We start from the raw sequence: 17,063 nt of genomic DNA on the forward strand, positions 1-17,063 counted from the left end.
ATCAGACCTCCACCAGGCCGAAGTCGAGCACCACGGTGCCGCTGACGCCCTCCGGGGCGGCGACCCGAAGCTCCAGGGTGGCGGGCGCCTCGACGTCCTCCACGATGCGCAGCGCGACGTGCACCGCGTCGCGCGCACCCACGGGGAACCAGCGCATCGCCACCCCGTCGCGCAGCAGCACCACGCTGATCAGCTCGTCGCACGAGTTGCCCGCGCGCAGGTAGACCGGTTGCGCCCGCACGCCGTCGGGCACGGAGTACGACGGCAGGCCCTCCACGGCGACGGGCTTCTCCAGCCCTGCGCCGGTGAAGGGGTGCGCGCCCTGCAGGAATCGGGGGGTCGAGCTCACGGGGTCCTCCTGGTGGTCCGTCGGTGTCTCGTGGCGGGCGGGAGGGTCAGATGGCGGTGCCGGCGAAGCGGGTGGCGCGGCCGCGCAGGTAGACGGTGGCGGTGACGGCGGCGCACACGGCGTAGAAGCCGATGAAGACGACCAGGGCGGGCACCAGCGAGCCGGCGTTCGTGATGGAGGTGGCGAACACGCGCGGGATGATGAACCCGCCGTAGGCGCCGATGCCGGCGGCGATGCCGATGCAGGCGGCCGCCTGCCGCTTGGCCAGGACCAGCCCGGCGCCGTCGCCGGGCGCGACGCCCGAGCGGAAGATCGCCGGGATCATCCGGTAGATCGAGCCGTTGCCCATGCCGCTGGCCACGAACAGCACGAGGAAGCTGCCGAAGAACAGCGGGAAGCTGCCGGTGCTGAGCGAGGCGATGACGCCGAGCGCGCCCAGGGCCATGACGGCGTAGGCGCCGATGCTCACCGCGGCCCCGGAGACCCGGTCGGACAGGCGGCCGCCGTAGGGGCGCGCGAGCGAGCCGACGAGCGCGCCGATGAAGGCGAGGGTCAGCGGCACCGCCGGCAGCCCGATGAACGCCCAGGTGAAGGAGACCTCGGGGAACTGGCTCTTGATCAGCGTGGGGAACACCCCGGCGTAGCCGATGAACGAGCCGAAGGTGCCGATGTAGAGGAAGGAGATCACCCAGGTGTGCCTGTTGCGCACGGCGGCGGCGTACCCGGCGACGTCGGCCTTGGCGGCGGAGAGGTTGTCCATGGCGCGCCAGGCCAGCACCGCGGCGAGCACCGCCAGCGGGATGATGACCAGGCCGGCGCGCTCGAGCGCCAGCCCGCCGCCGATCACCACGATGATCGGCACGACCAGCTGCACCACGGCGACGCCGAGGTTGCCGCCGGCGGCGTTCAGGCCCAGCGCCGCGCCCTTCTCGCGCTCGGGGAAGAAGAAGGAGATGTTCGCCATGCTGCTGGCGAAGTTGCCGCCGCCGACGCCGGCGGTCGCGGCCACCAGGACCATCAGCCAGAACGGCGTGCCCGGGTTCTGCACGACGACCGCCAGGCCGGCGCACGGCACGATCAGCAGCAGCGCCGAGACGATCGTCCAGTTGCGCCCCCCGAAGCGCGGCACGGCGAAGGTGTAGGGGAAGCGCAGCGTGGCGCCGACGAGGTTCGGCACCGCGATCAGCCAGAACATCTGGTCCGCGGTCAGCGAGAACCCGGCGTTGTTCAGCGACGGGGTGACGATCGTCCACAGCTGCCAGACGGAGAAGCCGAGGAACTCCGCGAAGATCGACAGCCACAGGTTGCGCCGGGCGGCCGGCCGCCCGGTGCTCTCCCACTGCTCGCGGTCCTCGGGGTCGTAGTGGTCGACCCAGCGCCCGGGGCGCGGGTGGGGGATGGTGCCGAGCGCGGGGTCGCGCTCCTCGGTGACGGCCATCGCGGGGCTCCTCGGTCGGGCGGGCTGGGCGCGGTCGGGGACGGCGGTCGGCGCGCCGGGGCGCTGCCGCGAGCAGGGACGCTACGGGCGTCGTGTTACCGCCCGTGCTCGTGCGTGTTTCACCGGCGACACGTTGTCCTCACCTGCCCGCCGCGGCCCTGAGAGGGCCCAGGGGGGCGCCGGACGCGCCCGCCGAAGCGCGGCACGGCGCACGTCTCAGTACACGTCGCGCACGTAGCGGCCCTCGCCCGCGAGCTGCTTGACGTGGTCGGCGGCCCCCTGCTCGTCCAGGCCGCCGTGCACCTCGGCCACGCGCCGCAGGGCGGCGTCGACGTCCCGGGCCATGCGCGAGGCGTCCCCGCACACGTACAGCCGGGCGCCCTCCTGCAGCCAGGCCCACAGCTGCTCGCCGTGCTGGAGCATGCGGTCCTGCACGTACACCTTCTGCTCCTGGTCGCGGCTGAACGCCAGCGAGAGGCGGGTCAGGAAGCCGTCCTCGCGCATCGCCTCCAGCTCCTCGCGGTAGTAGTAGTCCGTGGCCGAGCGGCGCTCGCCGAAGAAGAGCCAGTTGCGCCCGGTGTGCCCCAGGGCCCGGCGCTCGTGCAGGAACGCGCGGAACGGCGCCACGCCCGTGCCCGGGCCGACCATGACCACCGGCACGTCCGGGTCGGTGGGCGGCAGGAAGGACGCCGTGGGCTGCACGAACACCGGCACCGGCGCGCCGGGCGTGCAGCGGTCGGCCAGGAACGTCGAGCACAGCCCGCCGCGGGCGCGCCCGTCGAGCTCCCAGCGCACGACGTTCACGGTCAGCTGCACCTCGTGCGGGTCCACCAGCGGCGAGGAGGAGATGGAGTACTGCCGCGGCTGCAGCCGCTTGAGCACCGCCTGCCACTCCTGCCCGTCGGCGCGGGCGGGGAAGCGCGCCAGCACGTCGGCCACCGAGCGCCCGCGCAGCCAGGCGCGCAGCTCCGCCGAGCGCTCGGGGCGCAGCAGCCCGTCCGGGCCGGCGCCGCGGGTGCGCTCGGCGACCAGGCGCAGCAGCTCCGGCCCGGCGCGGCGCAGGTCCAGGTGCCGCAGCGCCGCCTCGTGCCAGCTCGTCTCCCCGGCCCCGTCCAGGCGCACCGTGCCGTCGCCCCGCAGGCCGGTGGCGTGCAGGAACTCGCGCACGTCCTCCTCGGCGTTGGTGGGCCACACGCCCAGGGCGTCCCCGGCGCGGTAGGTCACGCCCTCGCCGAGCGCGAAGCCGAAGCGGCGCACGTCCTTGGAGGAGCCCTCGCCGGTGAGCCGCTCGGCGCGCACCAGCGGCGCCGGCACCGGGGCCGCGCGCGTGCCGCGCTGCGCCGGGCGGGGCGCGGCGGGCGGTGCGGCGGGCGGTGCGGCGGGCGGTGCGGCGGGCGGTGCGGCGGGCGGTGCGGCGGGTGCTCCGGTGAGCGCGCGGACGCCCGCGCCGCCGTCGCGCGGGGCCGGCACCGCGCCGGTGGCCGCCGGTGCCAGGCGCTCGAGGACCGCCCCCACCCAGGCCTGCGCGGTGGCCCGGTCGCCGGGTTCGCAGTCGGCCCGCTCGGCCAGCCGCGTGCCGCCCAGCTCCTCCAGCCGCGCGTCCAGCCGGCGCCCGTGCCCGCAGAAGTCGCCGTAGCTGGAGTCGCCGAACGCGAGGACGGCGAAGCGGGTGCCGGGCAGGCGCGGGGCGTCGGGGGCGGCCAGGGCCGACCACAGCGCCGCGCCGTTGTCGGGGGCGTCGCCGTCGCCGAAGGTGCTGGTGACCATCAGCACGGTGCCGGCCGACGCCAGCGCCGCGGGGTCGGCGGCGTCCATCTCCAGCAGGTCCACCGCGTGCGCCTGCGCGCGCAGGCGCTCGGCGAGCTCGGCCGCGTGCTCCTCGGCGTTGCCGGTCTGCGAGGCCCACAGCACCGCCACCTGCTCCCCGGCCGGCTCCGCCGGGGCGGGTGGTGCCGCGGCGTCGGGGGAGCGCGAGAACATCCCGGCCAGCACCCCGTCGACCCACGCGCGGGTGGGCGCGTCGAACGGCGCGGCCGGCGGCAGCACGGGCACCCCCGTCACGCCCTCCTGCCGCCGCCCCCACAGCAGGCCCTCGACGTAGGCGCGCTGCACGGCGTCCAGGTGCGGCGCCGCCGCCGCACCCAGCGGCGCCGCCTCGGCCGCCCCCGCCGCCGGCTCGGCGCCGCGCGCCGCGCGCGCGGGCCCGACCCGGGTCAGGCGCACCGCGGCGACCTTCAGCTCCGGCTGGAAGGAGACCGGGTCCACCGCGTCGCTGGTGAGGGCGTTGACGGCCAGGTCCTCGCCGTGCGCGTCGCTCCAGTGGAACGGCGCGAAGCAGTTCCCGGGCCGCACCCGGTCGCTGACGCGCGCGGGCAGCACGGCGCGCCCGCGCCGGGAGAGCACCTCCACCTCGTCGCCGTCGGCGGCCCCCAGCGCCCGCGCGTCGTCGGGGTGCAGCTCCAGGAACGGCCCGGGGTCCAGCTTGTTGAGCTTGGCGACCTTGCCGGTCTTGGTGGTGGTGTGCCACTGGTGCTGCGTGCGGCCCGTGCTCAGCAGGAACGGGTGCTCGTCGTCGGGCGCCTCGGCGGGCTCCACGTGCGGGCGGGCGTGGAACTGCGCGCGCCCGTTCGCGGTGGGGAAGCGGAACCCGTCGCCCTCGCGGTAGCGCACCGGGTTGCGGTGCCCCTCGTCGCCGGGCGCGCTGGGCCACTGCGCCGGACCGCGGCGCAGCTTGGCGTAGTCGATGCCGCGCAGGTCGTAGCCGGTCTGCGGGTTGGCGAAGCGGCGGACCTCGTCGAACACCTCCTCGGAGGAGGCGTAGTCGAAGGCCTCGCCGTACCCGAGCGCGGTGGCCACGCGCGCGATGAGCTGCCAGTCGGGCAGGGCGTCGCCGGGGGCGTCCACGGCCTGCGGCAGCAGCGTCAGCGTGCGCTCGGAGTTCACGGTGACGTACGTCGACTCCGCCCACAGCGCCGCCGGCAGCAGCACGTCCGCGTACGCGGTGGTCTCCGTCTCGGCGAAGACGTCCTGGCAGATGACGAGCTCGGCGGCGCGCAGGGCGTCCACCACCGTGCTGCGGTTGGCCACGGAGGCGACCGGGTTCGTGCACACGATCCAGCAGGCCTTGATCTCCCCGGCGGCCGTGCGCTCGAACATGTCGATCGTGCCGGAGCACACGTCCTCGCGGATCGTGCCGCGCGGCACGCCCCACACGTCCTCGACGAACGCCCGGTCGGCCTCCACGAGCACCGAGCGCTGCCCGGGCAGCCCCGGGCCCATGTAGCCCACCTCGCGCCCGCCCATGGCGTTGGGCTGACCGGTCAGGGAGAGCGGGCCGCTGCCGCGCCGGCCGATGGCGCCGGTGGCCAGGTGCAGGTTGCACAGCGCGTTGGTGCTCCACGTGCCGTGGGTGCTCTGGTTCAGCCCCATCGTCCAGCACGAGACCCAGTTCCCCGCCTCGCCGATCCAGCGCGCCGCGGTGCGCAGGTCCTCCTCGGCCACGCCGGTGAGCGCGCACACCGCCGCGGGGGAGTAGTCGGCCAGCAGCTCCTCCAGCGCGTCCCAGCCGTCGGTGTACCGCTCGACGAACTCCCGGTCGACGTGGCCAGCCTGCACGATCAGGTGCAGCAGGCCGTTGAGCAGGGCGATGTCGCTGCCCGGGCGGACCTGCAGGAAGAGGTCGGCGCGCTCGGCCGTGGCGGTGCGGCGCGGGTCCACCACGATCAGCTTGGCCCCGGCCCGCAGCCGGTCGGCCACGCGCAGGAAGAGGATCGGGTGGCAGTCGGCCATGTTGGCGCCGGTCACGAGGAAGACGTCGGCGTGGTCGAGGTCGTCGTACGAGCCGGGCGGGCCGTCGGCGCCCAGGGACGTCTTGTAGCCGGTGCCGGCGCTGGCCATGCACAGCCGCGAGTTCGACTCCACGTAGCGGGTGCGCAGGTACCCCTTGGCGAGCTTGGTGGCCAGGTACTGGGCCTCCAGCGACATCTGCCCGGACAGGTAGAAGGCGACCGCGTCCGGACCGTGCTCGTCGACGACCGCGCGCAGGCGCCGCGCGGTCGAGGCGATCACCTCGTCCAGGTCGGCGGCCACCGGCGCCGCGCCGCGCTCGGGGCGCACGTGGGCGCGCTCCAGGCGGCCGCCGGCGCGCATGAAGTCCGCGCTCGTGGCGCCCTTGGTGCACAGCCGCCCGGCGTTGGCCGGGTGCTCGCGGTCCCCGCTGACGCCGGCGAGCACGCGCCGGCCGGTGGCCGGGTCGGTGCGCACCTGCAGCACCACGCCGCAGCCGACGCCGCAGTACGAGCACGCGCTGCGCACCGCGGTGCCCGCGCCGCCGGCGGGGGCGGGGGAGGCGTCGGTGGTGGTCTCGGGCGCCATGGGCCCAGGAGAGCGGACGCGTGTTTCGCGGTCGTTTCCCGGCCGTCACGCCGCGGGTGCGGTGCCCTCACAGCCCCGGGACCGCGGCGAGAGGCGAGCGCGCCGGAGCGCTGCCCGCGCGGCGCTACCCTGGGCACCGCCTGCGACGCGCACCGCGCCAGGCGTCCCGCACACCCGCCGGCCGCCCGGCCGGCGGTCAGGCACGCCCGGGCCCGCGCCCCGGGGCGAGGAGAGGCACCGATGGACGAGCTCACCCTGCTGCAGGTCAGCCACCGCTACGACGTGGACGTGGCCACCCTGCACCAGCTCGTCGGCCGCCGGCTGCTGCCGGCGCCGCGGTGGAGCGGGGGCCGGCTGGGCTGGCGGGCCGAGGACGTCAAGGCCCCCCTGCGCGAGCTGGGCCTGACCCGCCGCTGACCCGCCGCCGACGCCCCCGCCGCCCGGGCGGCGGCTCAGTCCTCGAACGGGTAGCGCACGCCCACCGCGGCGCGCCAGCGCTCCAGCACGTCGGCGGTGGCCAGGGCGTCGTCCAGGGAGTGCTCGGCCGCGCCCGCGGAGACGTCCTCGCCGGCGCGGGCGCGCTCGGCCAGCCGCGCCAGCGCCGCGGCCTCGGCCGCGTACGGCAGGTCAGCGCCGTCGCCGGGGTGCAGCACCTGCTCGGCCTCGCCGACGCGGCGCACCACCAGCTCGCTGCCCCCGCCGAGCACCCACGGGTCGGGCAGGTGCACCGAGCCGGCGGTGCCGTGCACCGAGACCGCCTGCGGCTCCTCCAGGCGCACGCCGGTGCGCACGGTGGCGCTCACGCCGCCGTCGAACCCCAGGACGGCCACCGCCCGCTCGTCCACGCCGGTGGCGCCGACGGTGCCGCCGCCGCGCAGCGAGGTCAGGCGCGCCGGGCGCCCCAGGGCCGCGCCGGCCACGGCGCGCGCCATGGTCACCGGGTAGCCGCCCACGTCGAGGATCCCCCCGCCGGCCAGGGCCGGGTCGAACAGGCGCCCGGTGGGGGAGGCGGCGGCGAAGGAGAAGCTCGCGTCCACGTGCAGCACCTCGCCCAGCGCGCTGGAGCGCACCAGCTCCAGCAGGGCGCGCTGCTGCGGGTGGAAGGCGTACATGTACGCCTCGACCAGCACCCGCCCGGCGCCGCGGGCCGCCTCGACGAGCGCCGTCGTGGCGGCCAGGGTGGGCGTCAGCGGCTTCTCGCACAGCACGTGCTTGCCCGCGGCCAGGGCGGCCGTCGCCAGGGCGGCGTGGGTGGTGTGCACGGTGGCGACGTAGACGGCGTCGACGTCCGGGTCGGCCAGCACCTCGGCGTGGGTGCCGGTGCGCGCCCCGGGGGCGGCCTCGTCGGCGAACGCCCGGGCGCGCGCGGCGTCGGAGCTGCCCACCGCCTCGATCGCGCCGGCGCCGGAGGCGGGCAGCTGGGAGGCGAAGCGGCGGGCGATGGCGCCGGGGCCGAGCACGGCCCAGCGCAGGGGGGCGGCGGGCGCCACGGGTGCTCCTCAACGGGTCGGGGGCACCGGGGACGTCCTCGGCGCGCGGCGAGCCTAGGGAGGCGCCGAGCGGGCGGTCAACGCGCCCCCCGCCCGCCGCCCCGCTCGGCGCGCGCCCGCGGGTGGCGGCGCGCGGCGGCACCTAGACTCCCGCCGTGAGCCAGGACACCCCCGCCGCAGCGCCCGGCGTCGACCTCAAGCCCCGCAGCCGGCAGGTGACCGACGGCCTGGAGGCCACCGCCTCGCGCGGCATGCTCCGCGCCGTCGGCATGGGCGACGACGACTGGGCCAAGCCGCAGATCGGCGTGGCCTCCAGCTGGAACGAGATCACCCCCTGCAACCTCCCGCTGGACCGCCTGGCCAAGGCGGTCAAGGACGGCGTGCACGCCGCGCACGGCTTCCCGCTGGAGTTCGGCACGATCTCCGTCTCCGACGGCATCTCCATGGGTCACGAGGGCATGCACTACTCGCTGGTCAGCCGCGAGGTCATCGCCGACTCGGTGGAGACCGTGATGAGCGCCGAGCGCCTGGACGGCTCGGTGCTGCTGGCCGGCTGCGACAAGTCGCTGCCGGGGATGCTCATGGCCGCCGCCCGCCTGGACCTGGCCAGCGTCTTCCTCTACGCCGGCACGATCCTGCCCGGCCGCGCGAAGCTGTCCGACGGCAGCGAGCACGAGGTCACCCTCATCGACGCCTTCGAGGCGGTCGGGGCGTGCGCGCGCGGGCTGATGTCGCGCGAGGACGTCGACACCATCGAGCGGGCGATCTGCCCGGGCGAGGGCGCGTGCGGCGGGATGTACACCGCCAACACCATGGCCGCCGCGGCCGAGGCGCTGGGCATGTCGCTGCCGGGCAGCGCGGCCCCGCCGGCCACCGACCGCCGCCGCGACGGCTTCGCGCGCCGCTCCGGCGAGGCCGTGGTGAACCTGCTGGCCAAGGGCATCACCGCCCGGCAGGTGCTGACGAAGGAGGCGTTCGAGAACGCCATCTCCGTCGTCATGGCGCTGGGCGGCTCCACCAACGCCGTGCTGCACCTGCTGGCCATCGCCTACGAGGCCGAGGTGGACCTGACGCTGGCCGACTTCGACCGCATCGCCGGGCGGGTGCCGCACCTGGGCGACCTGAAGCCCTTCGGCCGGCACGTCATGGTCGACGTGGACCGCATCGGCGGCATCCCCGTCGTCATGCGCGCCCTGCTCGACGCCGGGCTGCTGCACGGCGACACGCTGACGGTGACGGGCCGCACGATGGCCGAGAACCTCGCCCAGATCGCCCCGCCGGACGTCGACGGGGTGGTGCTGCGCTCGCTGGACGACCCCATCCACCGCACCGGCGGCATCACGATCCTCTCGGGCAACCTCGCCCCCGGCGGCGCGGTCGTCAAGAGCGCCGGCTTCGACTCGGACGTCTTCGAGGGCACCGCGCGCGTCTTCGAGCGCGAGCGCGCCGCGCTGGACGCGCTGGAGGACGGCACCATCGGCGCCGGCGACGTCGTGGTGATCCGCTACGAGGGGCCCAAGGGCGGTCCCGGCATGCGCGAGATGCTCGCCATCACCGGCGCGATCAAGGGCGCCGGCCTGGGCAAGGACGTGCTGCTGATGACCGACGGGCGCTTCTCCGGGGGCACCACGGGCCTGTGCGTGGGGCACGTGGCGCCCGAGGCCGTCGACGGCGGGCCCATCGCCCTGGTGCGCGACGGCGACCGGATCCGCCTGGACGTGGGGGCCAAGACGCTGGAGGTCCTCGTCGACGACGCCGAGCTCGAGGCGCGCCGGCGGGGCTGGCAGCCGCTGCCGCCGGTCTTCACGCGCGGCGTGCTGGCCAAGTACGCCAAGCAGGTGCAGTCCGCCTCCCTGGGCGCCGTCTGCTTCTGAGCCCCGGGCGTCGGGCCCCGGGCGCCGGACGTCGCCCCGCGGCACGCCCTGTCCACCAGCTGGACCTCGTGTCCACGATGTGAGACAGGGCGCGCCCTCGGCTGACAGTGCCCGCGGGGGCGACTACCGTGGTCGCCATGCGGTTCCTCGTAGCCATCGGACAGCGCGCCCGCTGAGGTCGACGACGATCGACCCGCCGAGCGCGCGACCCCTCGCCCCCCTCGCGGGGCAGGGGTCTTTTCGCGTCCGGCGCACCGAGCGGCCGGTCGCGCCCGACGACAGCCCAGCCGCACCGCCCGAGGAGGACTCCGAGATGGCCCACGAGCCGCTCAGCGCCACGCCGACCAGCAGCCAGCCGACCCTCGAGCGGGGTCCCGGCGGGCTGCCGCTGGACCCCACGCTCCCCGTCGCCTCGCTCACCGGCGCGCAGAGCCTGGTGCGCTCGCTGGAGGCGGTGGGCGTGGAGGTCGTCTTCGGCATCCCCGGCGGGGCGATCCTGCCCGCCTACGACCCGCTGATGGACTCCCCGCACGTGCGGCACATCCTCGTGCGCCACGAGCAGGGCGCCGGGCACGCCGCGGAGGGCTACGCCGTGGCCACCGGCAAGGTGGGCGTGTGCATGGCCACCTCCGGCCCCGGCGCGACCAACCTCGTCACGCCCATCGCGGACGCCAACATGGACTCCGTGCCGATGGTGGCCATCACCGGCCAGGTGGGCGCGGCGGCCATCGGCACCGACGCCTTCCAGGAGGCGGACATCGCCGGGATCACCATCCCGATCACCAAGCACAACTACCTGGTGACCGACCCGGCCGACATCCCCCGTGTGATCGCCGAGGCGTTCCACCTCGCGGCCACCGGCCGCCCCGGCCCGGTGCTGGTGGACGTCGCCAAGTCCGCCCTGCAGGCGCGCACCTCGTTCGAGTGGCCGCGCTCGGTGGACCTGCCCGGCTACCGCCCGGTGGTGCGCCCGCACGGCAAGCAGGTCAAGGAGGCCGCCCGCCTCATCGCCGCCGCCGAGCGCCCGGTGCTCTACGTCGGCGGCGGCGTGGTCAAGGCCGACGCCTCGCCCGAGCTGATCGCCCTGGCCGACCTCACCGGCATCCCGGCCGTGACCACCCTCATGGCCCGCGGCGCGCTGCCCGACTCGCACCCGACGAACCTGGGCATGCCCGGCATGCACGGCACCGTCGCCGCCGTCGCCGCGCTGCAGAAGGCCGACCTGCTCGTCGCCCTCGGCGCGCGCTTCGACGACCGCGTCACCGGTGAGCTGTCCACGTTCGCGCCCGGTGCGAAGGTCGTGCACGCCGACATCGACCCGGCCGAGATCGGCAAGAACCGCGCGGTGGACGTGCCGATCGTCGGCGACGCCAAGCTGGTCCTGGCCGAGCTGACCGCCGCGGTCGCCGCGGAGTTCGAGGCCGGGCACCGCGCCGACATCGGCGCCTGGAGGGCCCAGACCGACGCCTGGCGCGAGACGTACCCGCTGGGGTACGCCGACGCCGAGGACGGCAGCCTCTCGCCGCAGTTCGTCATCTCCCGCATCGGCGCCATCGCCGGCCCCGAGGCCGTCTACGTCTCCGGCGTGGGCCAGCACCAGATGTGGTCCGCGCAGTTCGTCAAGTACGAGAACCCGCGCACCTGGCTGAACTCCGGCGGCCTGGGCACCATGGGCTACGCGGTGCCGGCGGCCATGGGCGCGAAGGTGGGCCGCCCCGACGCGGTGGTGTGGGCCATCGACGGCGACGGCTGCTTCCAGATGACCAACCAGGAGCTGGCCACCTGCACCCTCAACGGCATCCCCGTGAAGGTGGCCGTCATCAACAACTCCAGCCTGGGCATGGTCCGGCAGTGGCAGACGCTCTTCTACTCCGAGCGCTACTCCAACACCGACCTGAACTCCGGCGCCCACAGCACGCACTCCGCGCCGGTGCCCGACTTCGTCAAGCTCGCCGACGCCTACGGCTGCGTCGGGCTGCGCTGCGAGCGCCCCGAGGACGTCGACGCCGTCATCGAGAAGGCGATGGCGATCGACGACGTGCCCGTGGTCATCGACTTCCGCGTGCACCGCGACGCGATGGTCTGGCCGATGGTCGCCGCCGGCGTGAGCAACGACGAGATCCAGTACGCGCGCGGCCTCTCGCCCGAGTGGGACCGCGAGGTCGACAGCGACGGCGTCTCCAGCGACGACCCGCGCGCGCACGAGGTGGTCTCCTGATGAGCCGGCACACCCTGTCCGTCCTGGTCGAGAACCGGCCCGGCGTCCTGATGCGCGTCACCTCGCTGTTCGCGCGCAGGAACTTCAACATCAGCTCCCTGACGGTCGGGCCGACCGAGCGCAGCGAGATCTCCCGGATGACCATCGTCGTCGACGTGGAGTCGCAGCCGCTGGAGCAGGTCACCAAGCAGCTGAACAAGCTGGTGAACGTGCTGAAGATCGTGGAGCTGGAGGACGAGGCGTCGGTGCAGCGCGAGCTGCTGCTGGTGAAGGTGCGCGCCGACGCCGCCGCCCGCGGCGAGGTCGTCGACACCGTGGCGCTCTTCCGCGCCCACGTCGTCGACGTCTCCCCGGACGCGGTCACCGTCGAGGCCACCGGCAGCCCCGACAAGCTCGCCGCCCTGCTGCGGGTGCTGGAGCCCTTCGGCATCCGCGAGCTCGTGCAGTCCGGCTCCGTCGCGCTCGCGCGCGGCGGCCGGGCCATCTCCGACCGCGCCCTGCGCTCCGCCTGACGCGCCGGCCGACCCGCCGCACCACCCGCACCACCCGAGACGACCGAGGAGAAGCCCCCGTGGCCGAGATGTTCTACGACGACGACGCCGACCTGTCCAAGATCACCGGGAAGAAGGTCGCGGTCATCGGCTTCGGCAGCCAGGGCCACGCCCACGCGCTGTCCCTGCGCGACTCCGGGGTCGACGTCGTCGTCGGCCTGAAGGAGGGCTCGAAGAGCCGCGCCAAGGCGGAGGAGCAGGGCCTGGCCGTCACCACCCCGTTCGAGGCCGCGAAGGCCGCCGACGTGATCATGGTCCTGGTGCCGGACCACCTGCAGCGCGGCCTGTACGCCGAGGCGATCGAGCCGAACCTCACCGCCGGCAAGGCGCTGTTCTTCAGCCACGGCTTCAACATCCGCTTCGGCTACATCAAGCCCCCCGCCGACGTCGACGTCGTCATGGTCGCCCCCAAGGGCCCGGGCCACCTGGTGCGCCGCGAGTACGTCGACGGGCGCGGCGTGCCCGTCATCGTCGCCGTGGAGCAGGACGCCACGGGGAACGCGTGGGACCTGGCCCTGGCCTACGCCAAGGCGATCGGCGGCCTGCGCGCCGGCGGCATCAAGACGACCTTCACCGAGGAGACCGAGACCGACCTCTTCGGCGAGCAGGCCGTCCTGTGCGGCGGCGCCTCGGCGCTGGTGCAGACCGGTTTCGAGGTCCTCACCGAGGCCGGCTACCAGCCGGAGGTGGCCTACTTCGAGTGCCTGCACGAGCTCAAGCTCATCGTCGACCTCATGTACGAGGGCGGCATCGCCAAGCAGCGCTGGAGCGTGTCGGACACCGCCGAGTGGGGCGACTACGTCTCCGGCCCGCGCGTCATCGACGCCTCCGTCAAGGAGCGCATGCGCGAGGTCCTGGCGGACATCCAGGACGGCACCTTCGCGCGCCGCTTCATCGAGGACCAGGACGCCGGCGCGCCGGAGTTCAAGCGCCTGCGCGCCGAGGCCGAGCAGCACCCCATCGAGAAGACCGGCCGCGAGCTGCGCAAGCTCATGGCGTGGGTGAAGTCGGACGACTCCGACTACGTCGAGGGCACCGCCGCGCGCTGACGCCGGCGACCCGCCGCGCGAGGGCCCCGCACCGACCCCGGTGCGGGGCCCTCGCGCGCACCGGGCGCTGCGCCCCCTCGCGCACCGGGCGCGGTGCGGCTAGCCGCGCGCGGCGAACTGCGCGGCCACGTCCCCGGCGCCGAGGGCGTCGCCGCGCAGCAGGCTCGCCAGCAGCACCCGCGCCTGCCCCGCGCGCAGCCGCCCGGCGCCGACCGCACCGGCCGCGGCGAGGTCGTGCCCGCCGCCCCCGCCGCCGTACCCGGCGCTCACCGGCCCCTCGGGCACGCGCGTGGTGACCACCACGGCCACGCCCGCGGCGGTGCAGCGGCGCACCCCCGCCACCACGTCCGCGCCGGCGTTGCCCGAGCCCAGCGCCTGCAGCACCACCCCGCGCGCGCCGGCGGCCACCGCGGCGTCCAGCAGCACCGCGTCGCCGCCGGGCACGACGGCCACGACGTCCACGCGCGGCCACGGCCGGCCCGTCCAGGGCAGCGGGTCCGGGCGCGGCAGCGGCGGCGCGGGGGAGGAGAACGCGTCGAGGTCCTCGGTGTGCCGCTTGGACAGCCCCGCGGCCCGGTGCACCCGGCCGCCGAAGGCGACCAGCACCCCGCGCCCGCGCGAGGCGGGGTCCAGCGCCGTGCGGGCGGCGAGGACGACGTTGCCCGGCCCGTCGGGCTCGGCGGCGTCGGCGGCGCGCTGGGCACCGGTGAGCACCACGGGGCGCTCGTCGTCGTGGTGCAGGTCGAGCAGGTAGGCGCTCTCCTCCATCGAGTCGGTGCCGTGCAGCACCACCGCCCCGGCCACCGCCGGGTCGGCCAGCGCCCGCGCCACCGCCGCGCGCACCCGGGCGGCGTCGGCCAGCGACAGCGTCGAGGAGTCCGCGCGCAGGGCCTCCGCGGCGCGCACCCGCACGCCCGGCACGGCCCCGGCGAGCAGGTCCGCCAGCAGCTCCGACGGCCCCAGCGAGGGCACCAGGGCGCCGTCGCCGCCGCGCGTGGCGGCGATCGTGCCGCCGGTGGTGACGACGGCGAGGAGGACTCCGGCGGGGTGTTCGGGCAGCACGCGGACAGGATGCCCGGCCGGGCGTGCGGGCCGCGGGGCGGAGTGGGAGGCTCCCGCCCATGAGCAACCTCAGCGACGACGACATCACCACCACCCCGCTCGGCGCCGGTGGCGGCGGCGACGCCGACTCCGGCGACAGCGACTCGACCCAGGTGGACCCGGCCGGCTCGGACCCGGCCGGCGTGGACCCCGCCGGCGGCGAGGGCGGCGACGCCGACTCCGGCGACAGCGACTCCACCCAGGTCGACCCCGCCGGCTCGGACCCGGCCGGTTCCGACCCCGCCGGGAGCTGATGTGACGCTGGCTCCGTCCCGTCCCGCCGCCGCCCCCGTCCCGGGGGCGGCGGCGGGTGCGGCCGCCCCCGCGCTCCGGCGCGCCTTCGGTGCGGCGGCCGACTCCATCGCCACCGAGCACTGGAACACCCGCCCGCTGCTGGTGCGGGCCGCGCAGCGCTCCGCCCAGGGCGGGCGCGCGGACTTCGACGACCTGCTCTCCACCGCCGACGTGGACGAGCTGCTGGGCCCGCGCGCGCTGCGCACCCCGTTCTTCACGATGGTCAAGGACGGCGTGGGCCTGCCGCGCAGCGCCTTCACCCGCAGCGCCGTCGCCGGCAACCAGCAGCTGTCCGACCTGCCCGACAGCGACGGCGTCGCCCGCTCCTTCGCCGACGGCGCCACGATCGTGCTGCAGGCGCTGCACCGCACGTGGCCGCCGCTGGCCGCCTTCTGCGCCGACCTGGCCGGTGAGCTGGGCCACCAGTGCCAGGTCAACGTCTACGTCACCCCGCCCGGCGCGCAGGGGTTCACGCCCCACCACGACACCCACGACGTGGTCGTGCTGCAGGTCGACGGGCGCAAGCACTGGACGATCCACCCGCCGGCGGTGGAGCTGCCGCTGAAGTCGCAGCCGTCCAAGGCGCTGGGCGCCGACCCCGTCGGCGGGCGCGAACCCGTCATCGACACCGTCCTGGAGCCCGGCGACGCGCTGTACCTGCCGCGCGGCTGGCTGCACTCGGCGCGCACCACCGACGAGCGCTCGGTGCACCTGACCGTCGGGCTGCTGGCCACCACGTGGGCCGACGTGCTCTCCGACGCCGTCGCCGGCGCCGGGCGCGAGGACGTCGCGCTGCGCCGGGCGCTGCCGCTGCCCGGGCACGAGCTCGACGTCGACGCCTTCCGCGCCGCCGCCGCGCGCTGGCTGGACGGCCTGGACGACGCCGCCGTGCGACGGCTGGTGCAGCGCCGGCGCGAGCGCGCCGTGCCCGCCGAGCCGGTCGGCGCGCTGGCGCAGGACGCCACGGCGCGCTCGCTGGCGCCCGCGACCCCGCTGCGCCCCCGGCGCGGGCTGACGAGCCGGCTCGCCGACGCCGGTGAGCGCGTGGAGCTGGTGCTCGCCGACCGGCGCGTGGCCTTCCCGGCGTGGGTGCGCCCCGCGCTGGAGCACGCGCTGGCCGCGCCGGTCACGTCCGCGCAGGAGCTGGCCGACGCCGGGACCGGCGTCGACGTCGAGGACGCCGTCGTCGTGCTGCGCCGCCTCCTGCGCGAGCACGTGCTGCTGCCCGCGGGGCCGGCCTGAGCGCTGGCGGGGCGGGCGCGGTCCTCGAGCGGTTCTCCTGCGCCGCCCGGGCGCAGGAGGACCGCGACCAGCTGCTGGGCACCGCCACGCCGGTGCGCGGCTACCTGCTCGTGGAGGAGCCCGGCCCGTGGGGGCCGGGCGCGGTGCCGGCCTCGCGGCTGGGCGCGGAGCTGACCGCCGCGCTGGGCGCCGCGGCCGCCGCGCGCGGCGTGAAGCTGCTGCTGGTGCGCCGCCCGGACGCCGCCGGGCGCGACCCGGCCGGCGAGCGGCGCGTGTTCCTGGCCGACTGCCGGCGCGGGCGCACCCGGCTGCTGACGCGCCGCGCCCCGGTGGAGGACCTCGCGCGGGCGGCGGCCGACCCCCACGGCTGGGAGGAGGCGCCCGGGCCGCTGCTGCTGGTGTGCACCCACGGGCGCAAGGACTGGTGCTGCGCGGTGCGCGGGCGCCCCGTCGTCACCGCGCTGGCCGCCCTGGACGCCGAGGTGGTCTGGGAGTGCTCGCACCTGGGCGGCGACCGCTTCGCCCCCACCGTGCTGGCGCTGCCCGGCGGCGCGGTGCACGGCCACCTGGCCCCCGACGACGCGCCCGCGCTGCTGGCCGCCGTGCGCGCCGGGCGGGTGCTGCCGGACAGGCTGCGCGGCCGCTGCGGCGACGCCGTGGTGGTGCAGGCCGCCGAGGGGCACGTCCGCCTGCTGCTGGGCGAGGACCGCCTGGACGCCTTCACGCCGCTGCGGGCCGAGCGGCTGCCCGCCGAGCCCTCCCGGTCCTCCGGGTCGCCCGAGCCCGACGGCCCCGCGGGGCCCGAGCGCTGGCGGGTGCGCTTCGACGCCGGCGGGACCCCGCTGGAGGTGGACCTGCGCGCCGGGCGCGCCCCGGCGCAGCGCCTGACGTGCTCGGCGGGCACGGAGCAGTCGGCGCGCACCTGGGAGCTGGAGGAGCTGCGCCGCTGAGGGTGCGGCGGGGGGGGGGGGGGGGGGGGGGGGGGGGGGGGGGGGGGGGGGGGGGGGGGGGGGGGGGGGGGGGGGGGGGGGGGGGGGGGGGGGGGGGGGGGGGGGGGGGGGGGGGGGGGGGGGGGGGGGGGGG

General features: G+C 76.5%; 13 protein-coding genes. 8 read left to right on the forward strand and 5 right to left on the reverse strand.

The window, feature by feature from the left end; genetic code table 11:
* Nucleotide 1: 1 nt before the first annotated feature.
* From ACRYMN_RS08365 to ACRYMN_RS08375, 3 genes are all read right to left on the reverse strand, one after another.
* Nucleotides 2-349, reverse strand: a complete 348-nt coding sequence (locus ACRYMN_RS08365; RefSeq protein ID WP_432493911.1) for a molybdopterin oxidoreductase — start codon at nucleotides 347-349, stop codon at nucleotides 2-4.
* A gap of 46 nt (nucleotides 350-395) precedes the next feature.
* Nucleotides 396-1,787: an MFS transporter gene (locus ACRYMN_RS08370; RefSeq protein ID WP_432493913.1), complete on the reverse strand. Its 1,392-nt coding sequence runs from the start codon at nucleotides 1,785-1,787 to the stop codon at nucleotides 396-398.
* A 216-nt stretch (nucleotides 1,788-2,003) separates the two neighbouring features.
* Nucleotides 2,004-6,161, reverse strand: coding sequence for a bifunctional nitrate reductase/sulfite reductase flavoprotein subunit alpha (locus ACRYMN_RS08375; protein WP_432493915.1), 4,158 nt, complete (start codon nucleotides 6,159-6,161; stop codon nucleotides 2,004-2,006).
* 240 nt (nucleotides 6,162-6,401) lie between these two features.
* On the opposite strand from ACRYMN_RS08375, the gene ACRYMN_RS08380 reads away from it, so the two are divergent.
* On the forward strand, nucleotides 6,402-6,578 hold the full coding sequence (locus tag ACRYMN_RS08380) for a hypothetical protein (protein WP_432493917.1): 177 nt from the start codon (nucleotides 6,402-6,404) through the stop codon (nucleotides 6,576-6,578).
* Nucleotides 6,579-6,613: 35 nt separating this feature from the next.
* Here the strand turns inward: ACRYMN_RS08380 and ACRYMN_RS08385 are convergent, their stop codons facing one another.
* A complete protein-coding gene (locus ACRYMN_RS08385; RefSeq protein WP_432493919.1) occupies nucleotides 6,614-7,651 on the reverse strand; it encodes a Gfo/Idh/MocA family protein in 1,038 nt (345 codons plus the stop codon).
* Between the two features lie 155 nt (nucleotides 7,652-7,806).
* Between ACRYMN_RS08385 and ilvD the strand changes: the two genes are divergently transcribed.
* The 4 genes from ilvD to ilvC all read left to right on the forward strand — a co-directional run bounded on the left by ilvD (nucleotide 7,807) and on the right by ilvC (nucleotide 13,343).
* The gene (ilvD, locus tag ACRYMN_RS08390) at nucleotides 7,807-9,525 is read left to right on the forward strand and encodes a dihydroxy-acid dehydratase (RefSeq protein WP_432493921.1); all 1,719 of its coding nucleotides are present in this window, start codon (nucleotides 7,807-7,809) and stop codon (nucleotides 9,523-9,525) included.
* 313 nt (nucleotides 9,526-9,838) lie between these two features.
* Nucleotides 9,839-11,743: an acetolactate synthase large subunit gene (locus tag ACRYMN_RS08395; RefSeq protein WP_432493923.1), complete on the forward strand. Its 1,905-nt coding sequence runs from the start codon at nucleotides 9,839-9,841 to the stop codon at nucleotides 11,741-11,743.
* A complete protein-coding gene (gene ilvN, locus ACRYMN_RS08400) occupies nucleotides 11,743-12,255 on the forward strand; it encodes an acetolactate synthase small subunit (protein ID WP_432493925.1) in 513 nt (170 codons plus the stop codon). The genes ACRYMN_RS08395 and ilvN overlap by 1 nt, the downstream gene beginning before the upstream one ends.
* Nucleotides 12,256-12,314: 59 nt before the next feature.
* On the forward strand, nucleotides 12,315-13,343 hold the full coding sequence (gene ilvC / locus ACRYMN_RS08405; RefSeq protein ID WP_432493927.1) for a ketol-acid reductoisomerase: 1,029 nt from the start codon (nucleotides 12,315-12,317) through the stop codon (nucleotides 13,341-13,343).
* A gap of 99 nt (nucleotides 13,344-13,442) precedes the next feature.
* On the opposite strand, the gene ACRYMN_RS08410 is transcribed toward ilvC, so the two are convergent.
* A complete protein-coding gene (locus ACRYMN_RS08410) occupies nucleotides 13,443-14,405 on the reverse strand; it encodes an asparaginase domain-containing protein (RefSeq protein ID WP_432493929.1) in 963 nt (320 codons plus the stop codon).
* Between the two features lie 59 nt (nucleotides 14,406-14,464).
* Here ACRYMN_RS08410 and ACRYMN_RS08415 point away from each other — a divergent pair, with 59 nt between their 5' ends.
* The 3 genes from ACRYMN_RS08415 (at nucleotide 14,465) to ACRYMN_RS08425 (ending at nucleotide 16,930) form a co-directional block, all read left to right on the forward strand.
* Nucleotides 14,465-14,698, forward strand: coding sequence for a hypothetical protein (locus ACRYMN_RS08415; RefSeq protein WP_432493931.1), 234 nt, complete (start codon nucleotides 14,465-14,467; stop codon nucleotides 14,696-14,698).
* Between the two features lies 1 nt (nucleotide 14,699).
* Nucleotides 14,700-15,980, forward strand: coding sequence for a cupin domain-containing protein (locus tag ACRYMN_RS08420; RefSeq protein WP_432493933.1), 1,281 nt, complete (start codon nucleotides 14,700-14,702; stop codon nucleotides 15,978-15,980).
* Between the two features lie 92 nt (nucleotides 15,981-16,072).
* Entirely contained in the window at nucleotides 16,073-16,930 is an 858-nt protein-coding gene (locus tag ACRYMN_RS08425; protein WP_432493935.1) for a sucrase ferredoxin, read from the forward strand.
* Nucleotides 16,931-17,063: the final 133 nt, after the last annotated feature.

Origin of the sequence: Kineococcus gypseus (genome assembly GCF_050871305.1) — a bacterium.
GTDB classification, from domain to species: domain Bacteria; phylum Actinomycetota; class Actinomycetes; order Actinomycetales; family Kineococcaceae; genus Kineococcus; species Kineococcus gypseus.